The following is a 21,844-nucleotide window of genomic DNA, read 5'->3' as shown; positions in this document are numbered from 1 at the left end:
ACAGGTGTGACGTTCGTCAGTTAAGGGCTAATCGGACATGCCGGGAAGTTCAGTGCTCAAGAAGTGACGCCGACGGCTTTCAGGGCTATCTCGCGGTAGAGAACACTGACTTCGCGCGGAGTCTGCGGTCCGTCGAGTCGATACCAGAGGACGACGGACTGACACATTCCCAGTAGTGCACGGCCCGTTCCGGTGATGTCCGGGACCGTGAACTCACCGCTCTCGACGCCTGCCGTCAGTACGTCGACGAGTAGGTTCTCGAGCTTCTTTCGCTTGGCGGCGTAGCTCTTTCGTTCCGCGTCCTCGAGGTACCGCAGTTCGGAATCGAGGAAGGCTATGTCGGAGCGACTGGTCATGTGCAGAACACACGCCTCGACGAGATTGCCGAACTGTGCCGTCGGCGACGGTCCGGCAGCGTCGACCGCAGCGCTCGCGCGTGCGGTGACGTTCTCGATGCCCGGTTCCATCAGCGCGACGAGGATGCCCTGTTTGTTGCCGTGGTGGTAATACAGCGTCGGCACGGTGACGCCGGCACGTTTTGCGATGTCACGAACCGACGCTCCGTGGTAACCGAGTTCGTGGAACACCTCGAGTGCGGCGGTGAGCAGGGGAGTCAGCGTCAGTGGTTCCACGATGCGCCACTGTTCGTCGGGCTGAGCCTCCGACTGCAAATCCGTCATTCCGCCTGTTCGCTCCGTTCGGAAATTTCTGGTGGTGTGCGCAAAGAAGGTTCAACCCTAGCGCAAGGCGTGTCCTCCTTACCGATGCTCGGCCCCCATTGGATAGCATCACTATCCAGTAATGGGTCGAGCGAGTTGGACGGAGGAGCGGTGAAGGTTTCCGAACTGGCCGCACAGTCCGGCGTTGCACTGGCCACTATCAAGTACTACCTCCGTGAAGGTCTGCTGATGCCGGGTGAGCCGACCAGCGCAACGGGAGCGAGGTACGGCGAACAGCACGTCCGGCGACTCGCGTTGATCAGGGCCCTGGCCGGGGCGGGACTCGCGATTCCACGGATTCGCGCGGTGCTCGAACTGGTGGACACTGACGAACGATCCGAATTCGAGACTTTCGGCCGCGCAATCGCGCAACTACCCCCGTACGTCGAACCTGAACCGGATCCAGAGTTCCCCAGAGCTCGCAAGGTTCTGGAGTTTCTCGGTCAGGTTTTCGAGCCGAGGTACGTGGCGGTCGCGCACCTCGAGCGGGCACTGATCGGCCTCGAGGATGCCGGACTGAGTCTCTCGGACGCGCGCCTGCGCGCCTACGGCGACCACATCCGAGGGATTGCCGAAGTGGAAATCGAGCTGATGCCTACCAGTTCGACCGAGGACGGCATTCGCTATGCGGTCCTCGGAACCGCCATGTACGAACCCGTCCTGACAGCTTTGCGACGCCTGGCGCACCAAGATTTGGCCGCACGACATTTCCCGCAACACCGAGAAAGCACCGAACAGGAAAATCGATGAGCACCAGTCCCTTTCAAGATCTCAATCGCCTCACCTCGCTCGGCGACGGGCGATACACCGCAACGATCGATTCGATCTGGACCATCGGGCCGAAAGTGCACGGCGGCTCCATGATGGCTGTGTGCGCCGCTGCAGCGCGTCAATGTCTGCGAGACGGCGCAGGTGAGAACGACTCGCTTCTGAAGATGCAGCCACTCGCGGTGAGCGCCAACTATCTGTCGGCCCCAGATCCGGGTGAAGTCGAACTGGAGGTGATCGTCCGAAAGCAGGGACGCCAGGTCGCGTTATTAGACGTCGAGTTGAGCCAGGCGGGCCGCAGCGCTGTTCGCGCGGCGGTCACGCTCGGATTCCCCGATGACGGCGACCCCACCTTCGTCACGGCCTCGTCGATCGACGACATGTCACCGGAACCGCCGGAGAGTGCGGTGGCAGTCATCGGCGATCACCCGATGGCGCAGGTCGTGCATGTCGGTCAGGGTTGCGACATGCGAATCGACACCACCTCGGCGCACTTCCTGACCGGCAGCCAAGGCGAGGCCGAGGTCAGGATGTGGGTCCGTCCTCGACCCGAGGACGAAAACGACCTCGACACCGCTGTGCTGTTCGCGATCATGGCGGGTGACATCAGCGCGCCGGTGACGATGAACCGCGGCCTGTTCGGGTGGGCGCCGACCGTGCAGTTGACGACGTACCTGCGCCGACTGCCGACGCCGGGATGGCTTCGCGTGCGGGCGAGCTCGGATGTTCTGGGCAGCACGTGGTTCGAAGAGGATCATGCTGTTCTCGATTCGACGGGCGCAGTCGTCGTCCAGAGTCGTCAATTGGCGATGATGCCCCGCTAGGGTCGATCGCTGCGGTCGTGGCAGGCTGTTCGCCATGACAAGAATTGCGATTATCGGTGGCGGCAAGATCGGCGAGGCGCTGATCTCCGGGCTGTTGCAGGCCGGCCACGCCATCAAGGATCTGGTCGTCGCCGAGCAATATCAGCCTCGCGCAGACGAATTGATCGCCGAATACTCCATCCGCGTCAGCACGGTCGCCGATGCCGCCGAGGGTGCGGACGTCATCGTCATCGCGGTGAAGCCGAACGACGTCGAGTCAGCGCTCACGGCGTTGACGAAGGTCGATCTGGACGGCGACCTCGAACAATTGATCGTTTCCCTTGCGGCGGGAATCCCCACGGGATTCTTCGAAACGCGTCTGCCCGCAGGGTTCCCGGTCATCCGCGTCATGCCGAACACCCCCATGTTGGTCGGGGAGGGCGTGAGCGTGCTCTCGCCCGGACGGCACGTCAAGGCCGAGCATCTCGAGCTCGTACGCGGCATCCTCGGCAGCGTCGGCAAGGTGGTCACGGTTCCCGAATCGCAGATCGACGCGGTCACGGCTGTCTCCGGTTCCGGCCCGGCCTACTTCTTTCTGGTCGCCGAAGCGATGATCGACGCGGGAGTCGGTCTCGGCCTGACGCGCCCAGTCGCTACCGAATTGGTGGTGCAGACGATGGTCGGTTCCGCAGCGATGCTCGATCGCACCGGCGACAGCGCGACGGATCTTCGCGCCGCGGTGACGTCACCGGGCGGAACGACGGCTGCGGCACTGCGTCAGCTCGAAGCGGGCGGCCTGCGGACGGCGTTCTTCGATGCCTTGGATGCCGCCAAGTCGCGCTCGGCCGCGATGGGTGCAGCTGCGGATTAGTCGTCCGTTTAGCCACACCCGTCGCTTTAACCCCACCAGTACAGCTAAGCTCGACTTAGTACGTACGTGTCTGTTCCGCCGGAGGGGAAGCCGGCGGCGCGAGTCGTGCTGGAGGTATGTGGATTAATGGTGTCTGCAAACAAGCCGTCCATGGGTTCGTCCCACGACGGAAAGCCGGCAGTGGCCGGCACGCAATTCCTCACTGTTGCTGAGGTAGCAACTTTGATGAGGGTGTCGAAAATGACTGTGTACCGGTTGGTACACAGTGGCGAATTGCCCGCTGTACGAGTGGGCCGTTCGTTCCGTGTACATGCGAAGGCAGTGCACGATTACCTCGAAACCTCGTACTTCGATGCCGGCTGACCAGCCGGTTCGAAGAGGATGACCTCGGCGTGAGCCGAGTCGCGGGCACAGCGGTTGCTGTGCCGGAGGCTCGGTTTATGCCGAGTGACTCCACACCGGTACGATGAGTCACTGTCGTACCAGCAAGCTGGTGTCGTAAGGCGCTGAGCTAGTTAAAACGAGGGCCAGGCGCCAATTGCTTGGCGCAGGCGTACGTGACCGGCGTGCGCAGGAACGCTAGAGAAGAACGTGAGGGACACCCGCTATGGGTTCAGTGATCAAGAAGCGTCGCAAGCGCATGTCGAAGAAGAAGCACCGCAAGCTGCTTCGTCGTACCCGAGTACAGCGCAGGAAACTCGGTAAATAAGCAGTACCTGTTGATGCCCGCCACCCCTTCCGGGGTGGCGGGCATCAGCATATTCGGGGGAAGCGATGTGTGCCACGTCTCATTGGCTGGGCGATTTGTCTTGAATGGCCGAAATTTGGGTAGTCAGCGCGGGACCCCCTCTGCCCGTAAAGTGGGGGAAAATCGCGGGAGGGACGCTTCGGCAGAGCGCGTTTCTACTGGATATGGGGGTACTTGGTGGTTGAAGGTGACAACACTTCAGGGGGCACGACGCCTCGCGTCGTACTGGTGACCGGGGCGAGCAGATTTCTCGGCGGCTACCTGGTGACCAGGCTTGCGCAGAATCCGTCGATCGAGCGTGTCATCGCCGTCGACGCCGTCAGTCCGAGCAAGGACATGATGCGCAGAATGGGCCGCGCGGAATTCGTGCGAGCAGACATCCGCAATCCGCTGATCGGCAAAGTGATCCGAAACGCCGAGGTCGACACCGTCGTGCACGCGTCGACGCTTCAGAAAGCCCCCAAAGCCGGCAGCCGCGCCGCGATGAAGGACATGAACGTCATCGGCGCCATGCAACTGTTCGCGGTCTGTCAGAAAGCTCCGACGGTTCGCAAGGTGGTCCTGCGCTCGGCTTCGGTCGTCTACGGGTGCAGTGCCAAGGATCCCGCTCAGTTCACCGAAGAAATGAGTGCGCGCCGCCGGCCGCCGGGCGGATATGCCCGCGACAGCCTCGAGATCGAGGGATACCTCCGCGGAATGGGGCGTCGGCGCCCGGACATCTCGGTCGGGATTCTGCGGTTGGCGCCGTTGATCGGACCTCAGCTGACTGCAACCGTCGGGCACTACGTCACCGCCCCACTCGTGCCCACCATCGTCGGGCGCAACGCGCGCCTGCAATTGCTCCACGTCGAGGATGCCCTCGCGGCGCTGGAGAAGGCGACCATCGGACACGCTTCGGGTACGTACAACATCGCCGGCGACGGAGTGGTCATGATGTCGCAGGCGATCCGCCGGGCAGGCAGGGTGGAAGTTCCCATGCCGCTCGCTCTGTTCCGCAGCGTCGGGAGCGCGTTGGTGGGGTCGTCCATGAGGCTGTACACCGACGAGCAACTCGAGTACTTCCGGTTCGGCTGCGGACTCGACACCACTCGCATGCGCAGCGAGCTGGGGTTCGAGCCGCGATGGACCACCATGCAAGCACTCGACGATTTCATGCGTGCGATGCAGACGCGCCGGATCATCAAGTCCGAGTGGATCGATCGGGCGGAGAATGCGTTGACCACCATCCTCGGCGGTGACACCGCCGCGGCGGCAACAAGTGCAGACGTGATGCACATGCCGCTGTCGGGACGAAGTGCGGTGAAGGGGTGACTGACGTGGCGAAGGTAATTCCCCTGCGGCCCAGCGCAACTCACACCGGAAAGTCGGCAACTTCCCGTTCGCGTGAGTCCGTCACCGGTGCGGAGCGTGACATCCGTGAACAAAGTGAGCGCCGGCATCCGTCCGGAGTGTCCTCGGCGGCCGACCACGGCGGTGAGAGCACGTTCGTCGATTCGGCCAGGTCGGCGATCGTCGATCAGATCGCCTCGGCAGCAGAATTCTTCCGACGTCGGGTGTCCGGCGACTACGAGGTCGACGAGTTCGGATTCGACCCGCATTTCGCGGACAACGTGGTCATGCCGATGTTGCGCCCGTTGTTCGAGAAGTGGTTTCGCGTCGAGGTCAGTGGGATCGAGAACATTCCCCTCACCGGGGGAGCGCTTGTGGTCGCCAACCACGCCGGTGTGATCCCGATCGACGGACTGATGACGTCGGTTGCCGTGCACGATCACCATCCAGCGCATCGTCCACTGCGAATGTTGGCTGCGGACATGGCATTCGAGATGCCGGTGGTGGGTGGACTGGCGCGCAAAGCCGGTCATACGTTGGCCTGCAACCCCGACGCCGAGCGTCTGCTCAACGACGGTGAAGTCGCAGCCGTGTTCCCGGAAGGATTCAAGGGCATCGGGAAACCGTTCAGTGAGCGGTACAAGTTGCAGCGGTTCGGGCGCGGTGGCTTCGTGTCGGCCGCAATGCGAACCGGTGTTCCGATCATTCCGTGCTCGATCGTGGGTTCGGAGGAGATCTATCCCAAAATCGGTGATCTCACCACACTCGCACGCGTTCTCGGTCTTCCGTATTTCCCGGTGACACCGCTGTTTCCACACTTCGGGCCGCTCGGCCTGGTTCCGTTGCCGTCGAAGTGGTACATCGAGTTCGGAAAGCCCATCGTCACCGACACCTTCGAGAGCGGTGCCGCCGACGATCCGATGGTCCTGTTCGAGGTCACGGACCACGTCCGAGAAACGATTCAGCAGACGCTGTATCGACTGTTGGCCAAGCGTCGCAACGTCTTTCTCGGCTGAGCTCGGTCCGGATCGCTGCTCGATCCGGACCGAACCCGCTCAGGCGTTCTGTTCTTTGCGCCTGGCGAGAATTGCCGCGAGCGCCCCGCCGACCGCTCCGAGCACCAGCGCCGTCGGTACGCCGATCTTGGCGGCCTTTCGTCCGGTGCGGAAATCGCGAACTTCCCACCCGCGGTTCTTCGCGAGTTCACGAAGATCTGCGTCGGGATTGATCGCCACCGGTGTCCCCACCAACGAGAGCATCGGAACGTCGTTGTGGCTGTCGGAGTAGGCGGAACAGCGCTTGAGATTGAGTCCTTCACGCACCGCCAACGTCCGTACGGCGTGCGCCTTGCCCATGCCGTGCAGGATGTCGCCGACGAGTCGGCCGGTGAAGACGCCGTCCTCACTCTCGGCGACAGTGCCCAAGGCGCCGGTCAATCCCAGTTTCTCGGCGATGACCTGAGCCAGTTCGACCGGAGTTGCCGTCACCAACCACACCTGTTGTCCGGCGTCGAGGTGCATCTGGGCCAACGCCCTCGTGCCTGGCCAGATCTTGTCGGCGATGACCTCGTCGTAGATCTCCTCGCCGAGGCGGGCGAGTTCGGCGGTGGATCGACCGGCCACGAAGGACAGTGCTTTCTCGCGGCCTTCGGCGACGTCGTTGCTACTTTCTCGGCCGGTGACTCGGAACTTGATCTGCTTCCACGCGAAATCCACCAGATCCGAGGTCTTGAGATACTTTCGTGCAGCGAGACCACGGGCGAAGTGGATGATCGACGCACCCTGCACCATGGTGTTGTCGACGTCGAAGAATGCGGCGGCCGTGAGGTCGCGCGGAACGGCCGGGGGCTCTTCGCCGGTTTCCGGTTCTGTGGGGTTGGCAGCTTCGTGCAATGCCAGAGCTGCGTCAGCGCTCGCCTCGCCGGCGAGATTGGCTCGAACTTCCGACTCACTCGGGCCCAGCGGATTCTTCACATGGCGACGTCCGGGGAGAATGACCCCGGCAAGCCCTGATCCGAATCCGGAGCCGTTCGGTAGTGATCGCGCAGGCACCCGCACCTCCCGTGTTGCATTCTCGAGCAGAGAACTCTTCGAGTCAGCCTATCCTCCGCGATGAGGCCCGATGGGTTGGATGGTGACCTTCCCTGTGGTGTGTGACGTTCCTCTCCGCCGATTTGGCACCGAGTGGGGCTCCGGAGGCACACTCGACCGATCAAGTAGATGGCGTCCCCGTAGAAGAAAGGTATGCGTCGATGACTGCAGCTACGCATGAAGTGACCCTGTTGACACGCGCAGGATGCGCGTCCTGCGTCGGCGCGGCGGAGGTCCTGCGACGGGTCTGTTCCGAGTTCGAGCTGGAATTGACGTGCATCGACGTGGACGAAGCTGCCGCGACGGATCCAGAGCTGAGAGCGGAGTACGGAGACAGATTGCCCGTCATTCTTCTCGACGGACGCGAGCACGGTTACTGGGAAGTCGACGAGGAGCGCCTTCGTGACGATTTACGCAAGTAAGGCAACCCTCAAAGTTGTCCGCGGAGCCGCTTTGCAGGTGAACGGCACATCGAACCCGTCTCGAGCAACTTTGTGCATGGGTTCACAAGCGGTTACCGTGGTGTGAACATTCCCCCGGAGCATCGTGGAGGTCGACAGTCGTGTCGACCGGACGAGGAGCCAGCGACGTGACCGAACCGCACCAGACGCATGAGCCTGTGGCTCAGCGCGTCACCGGCGCTGCGGGCTCTTCCGTCACCGACGCTTCCAGCGCCTCGGTTACCGACCCGATCGCTCAGGATCGCGTCATCCCCCAGGCTACGGTGACGCGCTTGGCCGCATACCTGCGGGTCCTCGGAGTGATGTCCGACCGGGGTACCTCCATCGTCTCGAGCGAGGAACTCGCGCAGGCGTCAGGTGTCGGATCAGCGAAGTTGCGTAAGGATCTGTCGTTCCTCGGACCCAACGGTGTCCGTGGCGTCGGGTACGACGTCAACAGGCTCCGCATCCGCATCGAGCGTGCACTCGGACTCGATCGTGGGCACAAGGTCGTTCTCGTCGGAGTCGGAAACCTCGGCAAGGCGCTGGTCGGCTACGGCGGATTCAGCCGCCGCGGTTTCGAGATGGTCGGACTCTTCGACAGTGATGCAGATCGAATCGGAAGCAGAGTCGGGGATCTCGTCGTGCGCAGCACCGAGGAACTGACCGTCGCCTGCCGTGAACTGAATGCGACCATCGGCGTCATCTCCACACCGGACGAGGCAGCTCAGGGCGTGTGCGACCAGTTCGTCAGCGCCGGGCTGCGCTGCATCATGAGTTTTTCGCCGATCGCCCTCGACGTTCCCGATCACGTGGAACTGCGACGTGTAGATCTAGCCGTCGAGATGCAGGTTCTCTCCTTCAACAGTGCGCGCAATGCCGATCAGGCATCCAGCGCGCCGCGAGTACGAGTGGCTCACGCCGCATCCGCTTCGTCAGTCCCATCCACCAGTTCACCCGCTCCGGTCGGAGCAGGTTCGACAAGAAACGGATCAGTGATCGCGCCGTGAGTGTTCTGCTTGTCGGGGTCTCGCATCGAACCGCGCCCGTCCCGGTGCTCGAGCGAGTAGCTGTCACCGACACCGATCGTCCGAAGCTGATCGACAAGCTTCTGGCGTCTTCGCACATCTCCGAAGCGATGATCGTCTCCACCTGTAACCGGGTGGAGGTCTACGCGGTGGTGGACGCGTTCCACGGTGCACTCACCGAGGTCGGTGAAATCCTGGCCGACCATTCGGGTCTCGACCTGACAGCGCTGCACGCTCACGCGTACGTCCGCTACAGCGAAGCAGCCGTCGAGCACCTCTTCGCGGTGGCCAGCGGCCTCGATTCCATGGTGATCGGCGAACAGCAGATCCTCGGCCAGATCCGTTCGGCCTACGCATCTTCGGATGCGCAGCAGGCCGCCGGACGCGTCGTCCACGAACTGGCTCAGCAGGCACTGCGCGTCGGCAAGCGAGTGCATTCCGAAACCGGAATCGACTCCGCCGGAGCATCAGTCGTGTCCGTGGCTCTCGATCGTGCAGCGGGCATCATCGGTGAGGGCGGCCTGGTCGGCCGCACTGCCGTGGTTGTCGGTGCAGGCTCGATGGGCGGTCTGTCGGTTGCGCATCTCACCCGCGCCGGAATCGCACGCATCGTCGTCGTCAACCGGACACAGGAACGCGCCGAGCACCTGGCAGAGACGGCACGCTCCAACGGCGTCGACGCCGACGGTGTTGCCTTCGATCAGCTTTCGGCCGCGATGGCGCAGGCAGATGTCATGGTGACCTGTACCGGCGCGGTCGGGGCAGTGGTCACCCTGGCGGATGTGCACCGCGCACTCGCCGAGCCCGATCGCGACAACACCAAGCACCTCGTCATCTGCGACCTCGGGCTGCCGCGCGACATCGATCCCGCCGTCGCCGGCCTGCCGGGTGTGACCGTTCTCGACATGGAGACGCTGCAGCGTGATCCAGCGGCAGGCGCCGCCGCTTCCGACGCAGATGCCGCACGCACCATCGTTGCCGGTGAGCTTGCGACGTACCTCGCGGGACAGCGTCTCGCCGAGGTCACTCCGACCGTCACGGCTTTGCGTCAGCGCGCCGCCGACGTCGTCGAAGCCGAACTGATGCGGCTCGATTCGCGTCTGCCCGGCCTGGACGATCCGCAGCGCGACGAGGTTGCGCGCACCGTGCGCCGCGTCGTGGACAAGCTTCTCCACGCCCCGACCGTGCGCGTCAAGCAACTGGCGTCGGCCCCCGGCGGCGACTCCTACGCAGCAGCGCTGCGCGAACTCTTCGAACTCAGCCCCGGATCTCCCGCGGCCGTGGCCACACCCACCGATCTGGTGGACGGCGACCGCACTGGAAGGGACCTGCAGGCATGAGCGTCACCACCCCTCGATCGGGGAGCCCGCTGCGGATCGGCACTCGCGGAAGTCTTCTCGCGACCACGCAAGCCGGTACCGTGCGCGATGCCCTCGTTGCGGCCGGACATCCCGCCGAGTTGGTCATCATCAAGACCAAGGGCGACCAGTCCACCGATCCCGTCCAGAAGATCGGCGTCGGAGTGTTCACGGCAGAGCTTCGAGAAGCCTTGCTGGACAACCGCGTCGACGTTGCGGTGCATTCCTACAAGGACTTACCGACCGCGCAGGACCCGCGTTTCGTCATCGCGGCGATTCCGCCACGCGAAGATCCGCGTGACGCGCTGGTCGCCCGTGACGGTCTGGTCCTCGGGGAGCTTCCGGCCGGTTCCAAGGTGGGAACCTCGGCGCCGCGCCGTGTTTCGCAGCTGAAGGCACTCGGTCTCGGCCTCGACATCGTGCCGTTGCGGGGCAACCTGCAGCGCCGTCTCGGCAAAGTCGAATCCGGTGAACTCGACGCCGTGATCCTCGCTCGCGCCGGCCTGTCCCGTATCGGCCTGCTCGATCTCATCACCGAGAACATCGAGCCCGTGCAGATGCTCCCCGCTCCGGCGCAGGGTGCTCTGGCCGTCGAATGCCTTTCTGCCAATGCGGAATTGGCGGCGATCCTCGCCGAGCACGACGACGCGGGTACCCGGGCGGCAGTTACTGCCGAGCGCGCCCTGCTCGCCGAGTTGGAAGCCGGCTGCACCGCTCCGGTGGGAGCGATCGCGGAGATCGTCGAATCCCTCGACGACGACGGCAGAATCTTCGACGAACTGTCGGTACGCGGCTGCGCAGCCGCCATCGACGGTTCGGACGTCATCCGTACCGGCGCAGTGGGTGCGCCGGACAAGGCCGAGGAACTCGGCCGAGCGGTAGCGCGCGAGTTACTCGAACTCGGCGCCCGCGAGTTGATGAACGTGACTACAGGCGAGGCAGCCGATGTTTGACGCCCCACTTTGCACTTGCACCAAGTTCCCATTTCGATACAGCGCACTGGAGAATCACCGATGACCCGAGTCCGAAAGAACACTCCCGGACGGATCCTGTTCGTGGGATCGGGACCGGGCGACCCCGCCCTGCTCACCGTTCGCGCACGTGACGTCCTCACCGGCGCCGCAATGGCATTCACCGATCCGGATGTCGACAAGGGCGTCGTCGCACTCGTCGGGATCGACATGGGCCGCGACGAGGAGACCGGCGAGCTGATCGCGGACGTGCGTCCGGCACTCGGCGAGCCTGCCGAGGTTGCAAAGACATTGGTGCACGAGGCCAAGAACGGTCACGACGTCGTGCGTCTGGTCTCCGGCGACCCGCTGACCACGGATTCCGTGATCGCAGAGGTCACCGCAGTCGCCCGCACGCAGGTTCAGTTCGAGGTTCTCCCGGGTCTGCCTTCCGGTTCGGCTGTGCCGAGCTACGCCGGCATGGCGCTCGGCTCGGGTCACACCGAGGCCGACGTTCGCGGTGAAGTCGACTGGGCTGCTCTGGCCGCTGCACCGGGACCGCTTGTCCTGCACGCGACGTCCGGACATCTCGCCGAGACCGCCAGCGCGCTGGTCGAGAACGGCTTGGCCCCGCAGACGCCTGCTGCGATCACCGTCCGCGGTACCACTCGTCAGCAGCGAACCGTCGAGGCAACTCTCGCGACGCTCAACGAAGCCGGATCCGAACTGGTGGGCTCGCTCATCGTCACCGTCGGCAAGGTTGTCGCGCAGCGCAACAAGATGTCGTGGTGGGAATCGCGCGCTCTGTACGGCTGGACCGTCCTCGTGCCGCGCACCAAGGATCAGGCCGGCGAGATGAGCGACCGTCTGGTCACTCACGGAGCGATCCCGATCGAGGTTCCGACCATCGCCGTCGAGCCGCCTCGCAGCCCGGCTCAGATGGAGCGTTCGGTCAAGGGACTCGTCGACGGTCGCTACCAGTGGGTCGTCTTCACTTCCACCAATGCTGTTCGCGCAGTGTGGGAGAAGTTCGAAGAGTTCGGCCTCGACGCTCGCGCCTTCTCCGGTGTGAAGATCGCCTGCATCGGTGAAGCAACCGCAGCCAAGGTGCGCTCGTTCGGCATCAACCCCGAGCTGATCCCGACCGGTGAGCAGTCCAGCGAAGGCCTGTTGGCCGAATTCGCCCCGTACGACGACGTTTTCGATCCGGTCAACCGGGTTCTGTTGCCGCGGGCGGACATTGCGACCGAAACCCTCGCAGAGGGCCTGCGCGAACGCGGTTGGGAGATCGACGACGTCACCGCCTACCGCACCGTCCGGGCAGCGCCGCCGCCGGCCGAGACCCGCGAGATGATCAAGACCGGTGGATTCGACGCCGTCTGCTTCACCTCGTCCTCGACCGTGCGCAACCTCGTCGGCATCGCCGGCAAGCCGCACGCCCGCACGTTGGTCGCGTGCATCGGCCCGAAGACGGCCGAAACCGCTATCGAGTTCGGTCTGCGCGTCGACGTGCAGCCCGAGACCTCGCAGGTGGGACCGCTGGTGGAGGCTCTCGCCGAGCATGCTGCTCGCCTGCGCGCCGAAGGTGCTTTGCCGCCCCCGCGCAAGAAGTCTCGAAGGCGCTAGCGCACCCGTGAGTGGTTGAGGAGTCTGTGGACTCCTCAACCGCTCACAGGTTCCGACGAAGGAGGGCTACTTCTCGTGTTTCCCACTCATCGCCCTCGCCGGCTCCGGCGCACTCCTGCGCTCCGGCGACTCGTGGCAGAGACCTCGCTCGAACCCCGGCACCTCGTTTTGCCGATGTTCGTCGCCGACGGCATCGACGCACCGCGTGAGATCAGTTCCATGCCAGGCGTTTTCCAGCACACCCTCGATTCGCTGCGGTCCGCAGCGGTGGAAGCGGTGGAAGCCGGCGTCGGTGGCCTGATGCTGTTCGGTGTCCCGAAGGCGGAGGACAAGGATCCCCAGGGGTCCGGTGCCTCCGATCCCGACGGAATCCTCAATGTCGGATTGCGCGCTCTGGCAGACGAACTCGGCGATTCGACGGTCATCATGGCCGATACCTGCCTCGACGAGTTCACCGATCACGGCCACTGCGGCGTGTTGACTGCCGGCGGCGCTGTCGACAACGACGCGACCTTGATCCGATACGTAGAAATGGCTCTCGCGCAGGCTGAATCGGGTGCGCACCTGCTCGGTCCCAGCGGCATGATGGACGGTCAGGTGGCTGCGATCCGCGGTGCACTCGATGCTTCGGGGTATGTAGATGTCGGTCAGCTCGCCTATGCCGCGAAATATGCGTCAGCGTTCTACGGGCCGTTCCGTGAAGCCGTCGGATCCTCACTGCAAGGCGACCGTCGTACGTATCAGCAGGACGGCGCCAATCGCCGCGAGTCGATGCGCGAGGTAGACCTCGACGTCGCCGAGGGCGCCGACATGGTGATGGTCAAGCCTGCAATGTCCTACCTGGACATTCTGCGTGAGACCGCCGACCGGTCCCCGGTTCCGGTCGCTGCGTACCAGATCTCGGGGGAGTACTCGATGATCACCGCGGCCGCGCAGAACGGGTGGATCGATCGGGACGCGGCGATTCTCGAATCGCTCATCGGCATTCGCCGCGCCGGTGCCGACGTGGTCCTCACGTACTGGGCGTCGGAAGTTGCCGGATGGCTGTGACGGAGTCACGCATGGTGGCTGCGCCGGTATCGACCGATACGCTGGTGTCATGACCGAGCAGTGGCCGCCGTCGCGCCAGGAACCGCCCCGCCGGGAACCTCCCTACGAGAACCAGCCGTTCGAGAATCAGCCGTACCGCGAACTCGGACCGATGCCGACGGGTCAGATCCCGGGATACGGCCCCGGTTACAACGGATACCCGGGACCTGCGCCGAAACCCGAGCCGCCGACGGACGTCGTGACTGCGATTCAGTTGTGGTGGGCTGTGACGGCGCTCGGGTTGGTCCAGGGCGGCGCGATGATCTGGATGCTGCTCGGGCAGAAGTCGATGTTCGTCGACGAGATGCTCAGAAATCAGGCAGCTGTCGACGCCGGTCTGACGCGTTCCGACGTGGAGGGCATGTTCCCACTGGTCATCGTGTTCTCTGCGGTTTTGGTCGTGATCGTCACCGCGGTGTTCCTTCTGTTCGTGCGCGCGATGAGTCGCGGCAGGAACTGGGCTCGAATGTTGCTGACGTTCTGTGGCGTCTTCATGCTGGTCTCCGCGATCCCGGTGATCTTCGGGCTCGGCGGAGACGGCGGCGCGGCCACTCTGCTGTTCGGCGGAGCGGAAATCCTGCAGGCAGTTGCTGCTGTCGGGGCGATCGTGATGATGCACCGAAAAGAGTCCAATCCGTACTTTCTTCGTTTCCCCCCGGCGGGGAACCGGTAGGTAGCTCGGGGTACTGTGAAACGGGTCACTGAAGTAGTAGGGGAGAGGTCGGACGCGATGAGTTCTCAGGAAGCCCTGCGTACGGAAAGCACCCACGACGCGCCACTGCGCCAACGTGGTTCACGCACCGAAGTGATCTTGTTCGCGATCCTCGGAGCCTCTGTTCTGGTGACACTCCTGATGCTCATGATTCCGGGCATCGTCAGCGGATAGCGCACACTTGAACCCGTGAGTATCTCTACGAAGGTCAGGCGCCCGACGGCTGTCGAGGCAGCATTCTGGCTGTGGATCGCCAGCGCGTTCCTGCTCATACTCTTCGGCCTGATCAATGTCACCAGCGCTTCGTATTCGTTGCGTGAGCAGTTCACCGATCAAGGCGTTTCGGCCGGAAACATCGACATCTACGTCACCTTCGTGCGGGTGTCAGGGCTGGTTCTGCTGTTGACCGGCCTCGCGATCGGCGGCCTCGCCGGTCCCACTCGCGCCGGAAGGGCGTTGTGCCGACGGATCCTGGTGATCGTGTCCGGAGTGTTCGCGGTGCTGCAGATCGCGCTGGTCGTGGCCGGGATCAGTACCGTGCTCGCGCTGGTTGTTCCCGTCATGCTGATCTGTGCCTGCGTCGCGATCTACCGCGACACCACCCGAAGTTGGTTTGCCCGTGGCTGATCGCGCGCCGGAAATCGGCCCGGACGTTCTGTACTACGAACCGGGTTCTCGGTGGTGGGCCATCGCGTTCGGTCCGATCTTCTGCCTGATCGCCTTGGTCATCGAACTGTTCACCGGCCCGGTGGTGCATTGGTTCGGTCTGGCGATGTTCGCCGTGATCCTCACCGGATTGGTCTACGTGCAGGTGATCGCAGCACGGCGGCACGCGAGCGTACTTCTGACCGCGACCACGTTGCGTCAGGGAACCGAAGAGGTGCCGATCACCGAGATCGCCGAGGTGTTCCCGGAGTCCGACGACGCTGCCTACGAGGACGAAATGGAACCGTGGGAAACGGCACGCGCGCTCGGTGAGCTGTCCGGAGTGCCCAGGCGTCGGCACGGTATCGGCTTACGTTTGACCACCGGGGGATTGGTGCGGGCGTGGGCAAAGGACGATCAGGCACTGCGCGAGGCGTTGAGTCAGGTCGTTGTGGTTGGTGTCGAACCGGACGGGTCTGCCGATGACTGAGCCACAGCCATCCCCGCGTGTCGACGTGAAGACGTGGATCGGTGTACTCGGTATCGTCGCCGCAACGATTCTGGCGGTCGTGTGCTGGCGAGCGGGTACGACGACGTCCGACTTCGGACCGATACTGGAGGGCGCTCCACCGTTCGAGAGCACGCACTACGACGGTCTCTGGATCTCGGGCGCCGGGTTGTCGATTCTGATTGCGGGGCTGATGGCCATCGATGTCGTGCGCCGCGTCCGGGTGGGCTTCGTCGCATCGCAGTAGCCCTCATACGGGTAGGGGGTATAGTTGCGGTATGAGTAGTTACAGCCCCGAGCAGGACGATCTGCTCAAGCGCCTTCGTCGTATCGAAGGTCAGGTAGCCGGAATTTCACGCATGGTCGCAGACGACCGGTACTGCATCGACGTGCTCACCCAGGTATCCGCCGCGACGAGCGCGTTGCAGTCCGTGTCCCTGAAGCTTCTCGACGCCCACCTTGCGGGTTGCGTCGTCGAAGCTGCCAAGCAGGGTGGTCCGGAAGCGGACGTCAAGATCAAGGAAGCTCAGGCGGCCATCGCTCGCCTCGTTCGTTCGTAAGGTGTCGGTCCGTCACTCCGTGATGGACCGCGCGAGCGCCCGGGCGGAGAAGCTCACGAAGTACTCGGGTGTGACTTCTTTGGCGATGTTGATGACGATGGTGTCCGACAGGCCTTTGAGTCCGGAGAGCACGAGATGGATCAACGCGGGGTCGTCGATCAACCGGCTCCCTTCGGCTGCAGCAGATTCGGTGAGCGCTCGAATCAATGCCGAGTTGTAGACCGCTACGGATGCGTGAAGTTCCCGCATGCTTTCTCGGTCGGACCCGGCCATGCCTTCGATGTCGCGCCAAGTGGTGGTGAGTCGACCCACCCGTGCCCAGTGCCGAGCAAACTCGGAAATCATGGACTCGAGTAAGGCGCTCAGTCCCTGCTCGCGGGGGAGCGAGTTCACGAAGTCCGCCATTTCCAGCTGACTTTCGCTGAGGAGGGCGGCGAAGATGTCCTGCTTGTCGACGAAGTACTGGTAGATCAGGCCAGTGCTGGTGCCGGCTCGTTTGGCGACAGCGCGGATCGTGAGCGCGGAGTAGCCTCCTTCGTCCAGAAGCGAGATCGCCGCGTCGAGAGTTCGGCGTCGACGCACTTCGGCGTCGCCGTAGATCGACTTGCTGCTGGTACTGCTCATTTGATCACCGTAGTCGCGGTGGTCGGCATCCTCAATTCACATCGAACACTGTTCGTTGTCGAACGCCGCCCAGAAACCAATGTGACTCAGATCATAGAATGAACATTGTTCGAAATAGAATGAACATCGTTCATTCTGGTGTTACGGTATGGCGCAGACCACATCGAGGCCAGTGCAAAGCGCTGGACACTCTGCGGTCTGCCTGACCTTTCTTCCCGTATCGATCGGGAGGTCTACACAGTTGTGGAGTACCTATGACACGCACTAACGATGAACGCGCGGCGATCGACATCGCCGCTGCGGCTGGAGAACTTCTGCTCGACCATCGGAAATCCCTCGGCGAAAACGACGGTGATGTCGCGACTTTCAAGAACGCGGCCGATCGGCTCAGTCATGAATTCATCGTCGCCGAACTTGCCCGACGCTTTCCTGCGGATGCAGTGCTGTCGGAGGAAGGGGCTGACGACCTCGCGAGGCTGGCTGCGGATCGGGTGTGGATCGTCGACCCTCTCGACGGCACCCGTGAGTACGGCGAGGCCGGACGATCGGACTGGGCCGTTCATGTTGCGCTGACCGAAAACGGTGTCCTCACAACCGGTGCGGTCGCAATGCCTGCCCTTGGCGTCACCTATTCGAGCAGCGATGATCGGACCGAACGGGATGCCGCGACGCCGGTTCGAGTCGTCGTATCGCGGACGCGTCGTCCGGAACCGGTCATGCGCATGGCCGACTCGATGGGCGCGGAGTTGATCGAAATGGGATCCGCCGGAGCCAAAGCAATGGCGGTCGTCTCGGGTGAGGCAGACATCTACGCACATGTGGGCGGACAGTACGAGTGGGATTCGGCGGCGCCCGTTGCTGTCGCACATGCTGCGGGACTGCATGTTTCGCGTATCGATGGCAGCGAACTGCGCTACAACCAGGAAAACCCGTGGTTGCCGGATCTGCTGATCTGCCGACCCGAACTCGCCCCGAAAGCACTGGAGGAACTGGGCCGATGACCGCGACACTGACGCACCTCGAACGACTCGAAGCCGAGAGCATTCACATCATGCGTGAAGCTGTTGCCCAGAGCGAGAACCCGGTGATGTTGTACTCGGTGGGCAAGGACTCCGCCGTGATGCTGCATCTGGCGCGCAAGGCCTTCTATCCGTCGAAGCTGCCGTTTCCGCTTCTGCACGTCGATACCACGTGGAAGTTCCGTGAAATGTACAAACTTCGTGACAGTACCGCCGCTGCAGGCGATCTCGATCTGATCGTCCACACCAACCCGGACTGCGTGAAGCAGGGGATCAACCCGTTCACTCACGGCAGCGCTGTCCATACCGACATGTGGAAGACCGAAGGCCTCAAACAAGCCCTCGATCACTACAAGTTCGACGCTGCATTCGGCGGCGCCCGCCGTGACGAAGAAAAATCCCGCGCCAAGGAACGCATCTTCTCGATCCGATCAGCTGCGCACCGTTGGGATCCCAAGCAGCAGCGACCGGAACTGTGGCGGATGTACAACGTCCGCAAAGCGCCGGGCGAGAGCCTGCGCGTCTTCCCTCTCTCGAACTGGACCGAGCTGGATGTGTGGGAATACATACGCCAGGAAGAGATTCCGATCGTTCCGCTGTATTTTGCCGACAAGCGGCCCGTCGTCGAGCGGGACGGTGCGCTGATCATGGTCGACGACGACCGGATGCCGTTGCTGCCGGGAGAGACTCCGGAACTCAAGAGCGTTCGTTTCCGCACCCTCGGCTGCTACCCGCTGACCGGAGCCGTCGAATCGACCGCCACGAGCCTGACCGAGATCATCTCGGAAATGTTGCTCACCACCACTTCCGAACGCCAGGGACGGGTCATCGACCACGACTCCAGTGCGTCGATGGAGAAGAAGAAGCAAGAGGGGTACTTCTGATGACTGTTTCCTCGGATCTGATCGCTGACGACATCGAGGCGTACCTCGAACGTCATGCGAACAAGAGCATGCTGCGATTCATCACGTGCGGCAGCGTCGACGACGGCAAGAGCACCTTGATCGGCCGTCTGCTCTACGAATCGAAACTCGTCTTCGACGACCAGTTGACGGCGCTCGAAGCCGATTCGCGCAAGAGCGGAACTCAGGGGGAGGGGCTCGATTTCGCGCTCCTGGTCGACGGTCTCGCCGCCGAACGTGAGCAGGGCATCACGATCGACGTCGCCTACCGCTACTTCACGACCGAGCGACGCAAGTTCGTCGTCGCCGATACTCCGGGGCACGAGCAGTACACCCGAAACATGGTGACGGGCGCGTCGACCGCCGATCTTGCTGTGATCCTTGTCGATTCCCGCAAGGGGATACTGACTCAGACCCGCCGGCACTCGTATCTGGTGTCGTTGCTGGGGATCAAGCACGTGGTGCTTGCCGTGAACAAACTCGACCTCGTCGACTACTCGCAAGAGGTCTTCGATGCCATTACCGCGGATTACGCAGAGTTCGCTCACGAGATCGGTCTGGACGGGTTCGTCGCCATCCCGATGTCGGCATACATGGGTGACAATCTCACCGAGCGCAGTGCGAATACCCCGTGGTACTCCGGACCAAGCCTGATCGAGCATCTCGAAAGCGTGGACATCGACGATGCTGCCGCCGCGGCTCCGTTCCGGATGCCGGTGCAGTGGGTCAACCGGCCGGACCTCGACTTCCGCGGATTCTCCGGCCAGATCGTTTCAGGCACCGTATCTCCCGGAGATCCCATCCGCGTGCTCCCCAGTGGAAAGACGTCCACAGTCGAGCGCATCGTGACCATGGGTGGCGACCTCGACGTTGCCGGTGCGGGCCGCTCGGTCACCATCACGCTCGCCGACCAGATCGACATCAGTCGCGGTGATGTGCTGTCCATCGGCGACAATCCGCCGGCCGTAGCCGATCAGTTCGAGGCCTGCATCGTCTGGATGGGTGAGGCTCCCATGCTGCCCGAACGGCCGTTCCTGTGCCAGATCGGTACCGTCACAGTCACTGCGCGCATCACCAAACCGAAACACAAGATCAACGTCAACACTCTCGAGAAGACCGCAACGACTACTCTCGCGCTCAACGAAATCGGTGTGTGCAACCTCAGTTTCGATCGACCGGTCCCGTTCGACCCGTACGTCGGCAACCGTGACACCGGTAGCTTCATCCTCATCGACCGCCTCACCAACGGCACTGTCGGTGCGGGCATGATCACGCACTCGCTGCGTCGATCGGACAACATTCACTGGCAATCCGTCGACGTCGACGAGGCCGCGCACACCAGGCTCAAGGGACACCAACCCGCAGTTCTGTGGTTCACCGGTCTCTCCGGTTCGGGAAAGTCGACCATCGCGAACGATGTCGAGCGTCAACTACACGCACTCGGCGCGCACACCTACCTCCTCGACGGAGACAACGTCCGTCACGGGCTGAATCGAGACCTCGGATTCACCGAAGCCGACCGCGTCGAGAACATCCGTCGCGTCACCGAGGTCACCCGACTGATGGCGGACGCCGGTCTGATCGTGCTCGCGTCCTTCATTTCACCGTTCGAGGCCGAGCGTCATGCCGCCCGCGAATTGATCGGCGACGAACAGTTCGTCGAAATCTTCGTCGACACCGCTCTTGCCGTCGCAGAGGAGCGAGATCCCAAGGGTCTGTACAAGAAGGCTCGACGGGGCGAGTTGGTGAACTTCACCGGAATCGATTCGCCGTACGAACCGCCGCAGAACCCTGACATTCACATCGACACCAGTGTCACGACGACCGAGGACGCTGCGATCGCGATCGTCGACCATCTCCGCGCCCGCGGAACCATTTCTTGATCCGCCTGAACACGAGGAGCATCCATGCCTGACAGGGCTGAAATAGTTTCTGCCGTAGAAGATTACGTCAAGTGTCTCGGAAGTCACGACGTCGACGGACTGGTTGCGCTGTTTGCGCCCGACGCAGTTCAACACGAACCGCTGGGGGTCCAGACCTACCGCGGCATCGACGAGATTCGCGAATTCGATACCGCGAACGCGCAGGTCGATTTCACAGTCAGCCTGCTCGGTCCGATTTCGGTGACGGGAAAGTACGCAGCGATGCAGCTTCGGGTGCAGCGCGCCGGTATCCCTGACTTCGCTGCCACCGACGTGTTCGAGTTCGACGAGAACGGCAAGATCATCTCCCTGAGTGTTGTTCTCGATCCGCAGGCGCTGTGCTGACCCATCAGGGCCTGCTGGCAGGCAAGGTTGTCGTCGTCTCGGGAGTGGGCCCGGCGCTGGGTCGTTCGATTGCGCTGCAGAGTGCGGCGGCCGGAGCGAAGGTTGTTCTGGCTGCCCGCACACCCGAGCGCTTGGAATCGGTGGCAAGGGAGATTCGAGACCGCGGCGGAATCGCGTTGGCCGTACCGACGAACCTCACCGACGTCGATTCGATCGCTTCGTTGGCGGAGACAACTGTCGCTGAGTTCGGTGCGGCGCATTGCTTGGTGAACAACGCATTTGTTCAACCCGCGCAGGTCCCGCTCCTGGACGCCGACGTGGCGTCCATCCAGTCGGGCATCGACATCAACTTGCTCGCGGCGTTGAACGTCACCAGAGAATTTGCTCCGGCATTGATCGAGTCGCACGGGTCCGTCGTGATGGTCACGTCCATGGTGTTGCGCAACCAGCTTCCCGGGTTCGGGGCCTACCGCATCATGAAATCCGGGCTCCTGGCAATGGCACGCAGTTTGTCGATCGATCTCGGTCCCAAGGGCGTTCGAGTCAATTCGGTTGCTCCCGGCTATATCTGGGCGGACTCGGTCAAGAACATGTTCGAGAAGAAGGCGGCGGAGGCAGGAGTCGACCCCAAGGTGATCTACGACGAGATCGCAGCGGGCGCCGATCTGCGCCGATTGCCGGAGCCAGATGACATCGCAAACGCTGTCGTCTTCCTCCTGTCCGATTCAGCCAGGGCCATCACAGGGCAATGTCTCGACGTCAACTGCGGTCACACGCACCACTGATCA

At 63.1% G+C, this 21,844-nt stretch carries 27 protein-coding genes; 24 read left to right on the top strand and 3 right to left on the bottom strand.

Annotated features, from left to right (window positions below):
• Window positions 1–56: 56 nt before the first annotated feature.
• Window positions 57–680, bottom strand: coding sequence for a TetR/AcrR family transcriptional regulator (locus ACN50D_RS15875; protein ID WP_003942051.1), 624 nt, complete (start codon window positions 678–680; stop codon window positions 57–59).
• Window positions 681–830: 150 nt separating this feature from the next.
• On the opposite strand from ACN50D_RS15875, the gene ACN50D_RS15870 reads away from it, so the two are divergent.
• From ACN50D_RS15870 to ACN50D_RS15840, 7 genes are all read left to right on the top strand, one after another.
• The gene (locus ACN50D_RS15870) at window positions 831–1,469 is read left to right on the top strand and encodes a MerR family transcriptional regulator (protein ID WP_063314776.1); all 639 of its coding nucleotides are present in this window, start codon (window positions 831–833) and stop codon (window positions 1,467–1,469) included.
• Window positions 1,466–2,311: a thioesterase family protein gene (locus ACN50D_RS15865; protein ID WP_007735317.1), complete on the top strand. Its 846-nt coding sequence runs from the start codon at window positions 1,466–1,468 to the stop codon at window positions 2,309–2,311. Before ACN50D_RS15870 ends, ACN50D_RS15865 begins: the two co-directional genes overlap by 4 nt.
• A gap of 34 nt (window positions 2,312–2,345) precedes the next feature.
• Entirely contained in the window at window positions 2,346–3,161 is an 816-nt protein-coding gene (proC, locus tag ACN50D_RS15860) for a pyrroline-5-carboxylate reductase (RefSeq protein ID WP_003941923.1), read from the top strand.
• A gap of 126 nt (window positions 3,162–3,287) precedes the next feature.
• Window positions 3,288–3,524, top strand: a complete 237-nt coding sequence (locus ACN50D_RS15855) for a helix-turn-helix domain-containing protein (protein WP_003941845.1) — start codon at window positions 3,288–3,290, stop codon at window positions 3,522–3,524.
• A gap of 244 nt (window positions 3,525–3,768) precedes the next feature.
• On the top strand, window positions 3,769–3,870 hold the full coding sequence (locus tag ACN50D_RS15850; protein WP_003402602.1) for a 30S ribosomal protein bS22: 102 nt from the start codon (window positions 3,769–3,771) through the stop codon (window positions 3,868–3,870).
• A 216-nt stretch (window positions 3,871–4,086) separates the two neighbouring features.
• Window positions 4,087–5,220: an NAD-dependent epimerase/dehydratase family protein gene (locus tag ACN50D_RS15845; protein WP_003941967.1), complete on the top strand. Its 1,134-nt coding sequence runs from the start codon at window positions 4,087–4,089 to the stop codon at window positions 5,218–5,220.
• Window positions 5,217–6,254, top strand: a complete 1,038-nt coding sequence (locus ACN50D_RS15840) for a lysophospholipid acyltransferase family protein (protein ID WP_042923247.1) — start codon at window positions 5,217–5,219, stop codon at window positions 6,252–6,254. The genes ACN50D_RS15845 and ACN50D_RS15840 overlap by 4 nt, the downstream gene beginning before the upstream one ends.
• A 39-nt stretch (window positions 6,255–6,293) precedes the next feature.
• On the opposite strand, the gene ACN50D_RS15835 is transcribed toward ACN50D_RS15840, so the two are convergent.
• A complete protein-coding gene (locus ACN50D_RS15835; RefSeq protein ID WP_081558766.1) occupies window positions 6,294–7,289 on the bottom strand; it encodes an HAD family hydrolase in 996 nt (331 codons plus the stop codon).
• Window positions 7,290–7,489: 200 nt separating this feature from the next.
• Here ACN50D_RS15835 and ACN50D_RS15830 point away from each other — a divergent pair, with 200 nt between their 5' ends.
• The 12 genes from ACN50D_RS15830 to ACN50D_RS15775 all read left to right on the top strand — a co-directional run bounded on the left by ACN50D_RS15830 (window position 7,490) and on the right by ACN50D_RS15775 (window position 16,244).
• Window positions 7,490–7,750, top strand: a complete 261-nt coding sequence (locus ACN50D_RS15830; protein ID WP_003941953.1) for a glutaredoxin family protein — start codon at window positions 7,490–7,492, stop codon at window positions 7,748–7,750.
• A gap of 140 nt (window positions 7,751–7,890) precedes the next feature.
• A complete protein-coding gene (locus ACN50D_RS15825) occupies window positions 7,891–8,778 on the top strand; it encodes a redox-sensing transcriptional repressor Rex (protein WP_007735314.1) in 888 nt (295 codons plus the stop codon).
• On the top strand, window positions 8,775–10,136 hold the full coding sequence (locus ACN50D_RS15820) for a glutamyl-tRNA reductase (RefSeq protein ID WP_003941867.1): 1,362 nt from the start codon (window positions 8,775–8,777) through the stop codon (window positions 10,134–10,136). Before ACN50D_RS15825 ends, ACN50D_RS15820 begins: the two co-directional genes overlap by 4 nt.
• Window positions 10,133–11,107, top strand: coding sequence for a hydroxymethylbilane synthase (gene hemC, locus ACN50D_RS15815; protein WP_065455925.1), 975 nt, complete (start codon window positions 10,133–10,135; stop codon window positions 11,105–11,107). Before ACN50D_RS15820 ends, hemC begins: the two co-directional genes overlap by 4 nt.
• Before the next feature lie 60 nt (window positions 11,108–11,167).
• Window positions 11,168–12,730: a uroporphyrinogen-III synthase gene (locus ACN50D_RS15810; RefSeq protein WP_003941969.1), complete on the top strand. Its 1,563-nt coding sequence runs from the start codon at window positions 11,168–11,170 to the stop codon at window positions 12,728–12,730.
• A gap of 75 nt (window positions 12,731–12,805) precedes the next feature.
• Window positions 12,806–13,780 carry a porphobilinogen synthase gene (gene hemB / locus ACN50D_RS15805; RefSeq protein ID WP_064074198.1) on the top strand — a complete coding sequence of 325 codons (975 nt, stop codon included), beginning with the start codon at window positions 12,806–12,808 and terminating at the stop codon, window positions 13,778–13,780.
• A gap of 49 nt (window positions 13,781–13,829) precedes the next feature.
• Entirely contained in the window at window positions 13,830–14,492 is a 663-nt protein-coding gene (locus ACN50D_RS15800) for a hypothetical protein (RefSeq protein WP_007735307.1), read from the top strand.
• Window positions 14,493–14,549: 57 nt separating this feature from the next.
• The gene (locus tag ACN50D_RS15795) at window positions 14,550–14,705 is read left to right on the top strand and encodes a hypothetical protein (RefSeq protein WP_003941930.1); all 156 of its coding nucleotides are present in this window, start codon (window positions 14,550–14,552) and stop codon (window positions 14,703–14,705) included.
• Window positions 14,706–14,720: 15 nt separating this feature from the next.
• Window positions 14,721–15,158, top strand: a complete 438-nt coding sequence (locus tag ACN50D_RS15790) for a hypothetical protein (protein ID WP_003942066.1) — start codon at window positions 14,721–14,723, stop codon at window positions 15,156–15,158.
• A complete protein-coding gene (locus ACN50D_RS15785; RefSeq protein ID WP_003941872.1) occupies window positions 15,151–15,666 on the top strand; it encodes a hypothetical protein in 516 nt (171 codons plus the stop codon). The genes ACN50D_RS15790 and ACN50D_RS15785 overlap by 8 nt, the downstream gene beginning before the upstream one ends.
• Window positions 15,659–15,931: a hypothetical protein gene (locus ACN50D_RS15780; protein ID WP_064443318.1), complete on the top strand. Its 273-nt coding sequence runs from the start codon at window positions 15,659–15,661 to the stop codon at window positions 15,929–15,931. Before ACN50D_RS15785 ends, ACN50D_RS15780 begins: the two co-directional genes overlap by 8 nt.
• A 31-nt stretch (window positions 15,932–15,962) precedes the next feature.
• The gene (locus tag ACN50D_RS15775) at window positions 15,963–16,244 is read left to right on the top strand and encodes a metal-sensitive transcriptional regulator (RefSeq protein ID WP_003942012.1); all 282 of its coding nucleotides are present in this window, start codon (window positions 15,963–15,965) and stop codon (window positions 16,242–16,244) included.
• Between the two features lie 12 nt (window positions 16,245–16,256).
• Here ACN50D_RS15775 and ACN50D_RS15770 read toward each other — a convergent pair whose 3' ends face one another.
• Window positions 16,257–16,868 (bottom strand): TetR/AcrR family transcriptional regulator, encoded by a 612-nt coding sequence (locus tag ACN50D_RS15770; RefSeq protein WP_003942004.1) that lies wholly within the window; start codon window positions 16,866–16,868, stop codon window positions 16,257–16,259.
• 254 nt (window positions 16,869–17,122) lie between these two features.
• Between ACN50D_RS15770 and ACN50D_RS15765 the strand changes: the two genes are divergently transcribed.
• The 5 genes from ACN50D_RS15765 to ACN50D_RS15745 are packed head-to-tail and all read left to right on the top strand — an operon-like array spanning window position 17,123 to window position 21,841.
• On the top strand, window positions 17,123–17,869 hold the full coding sequence (locus ACN50D_RS15765; protein WP_125050480.1) for a 3'(2'),5'-bisphosphate nucleotidase CysQ: 747 nt from the start codon (window positions 17,123–17,125) through the stop codon (window positions 17,867–17,869).
• The gene (cysD, locus tag ACN50D_RS15760) at window positions 17,866–18,771 is read left to right on the top strand and encodes a sulfate adenylyltransferase subunit CysD (RefSeq protein ID WP_019744365.1); all 906 of its coding nucleotides are present in this window, start codon (window positions 17,866–17,868) and stop codon (window positions 18,769–18,771) included. The genes ACN50D_RS15765 and cysD overlap by 4 nt, the downstream gene beginning before the upstream one ends.
• Complete coding sequence (gene cysN, locus ACN50D_RS15755; protein WP_125050481.1) at window positions 18,771–20,672, top strand: sulfate adenylyltransferase subunit CysN; 1,902 nt, start codon at window positions 18,771–18,773, stop codon at window positions 20,670–20,672. The genes cysD and cysN overlap by 1 nt, the downstream gene beginning before the upstream one ends.
• Before the next feature lie 24 nt (window positions 20,673–20,696).
• Complete coding sequence (locus tag ACN50D_RS15750) at window positions 20,697–21,056, top strand: nuclear transport factor 2 family protein (protein ID WP_003942015.1); 360 nt, start codon at window positions 20,697–20,699, stop codon at window positions 21,054–21,056.
• On the top strand, window positions 21,050–21,841 hold the full coding sequence (locus ACN50D_RS15745; RefSeq protein WP_064113990.1) for an SDR family oxidoreductase: 792 nt from the start codon (window positions 21,050–21,052) through the stop codon (window positions 21,839–21,841). The genes ACN50D_RS15750 and ACN50D_RS15745 overlap by 7 nt, the downstream gene beginning before the upstream one ends.
• The last annotated feature ends 3 nt before the right edge of the window (window positions 21,842–21,844 follow it).

Source organism: Rhodococcus sp. SB1D (assembly GCF_048573875.1).
Taxonomy (GTDB): domain Bacteria; phylum Actinomycetota; class Actinomycetes; order Mycobacteriales; family Mycobacteriaceae; genus Rhodococcus_F; species Rhodococcus_F qingshengii.
Note: the sequence above shows the minus strand (reverse complement) of the source record. Positions and strands in the feature narration are given on the sequence as shown.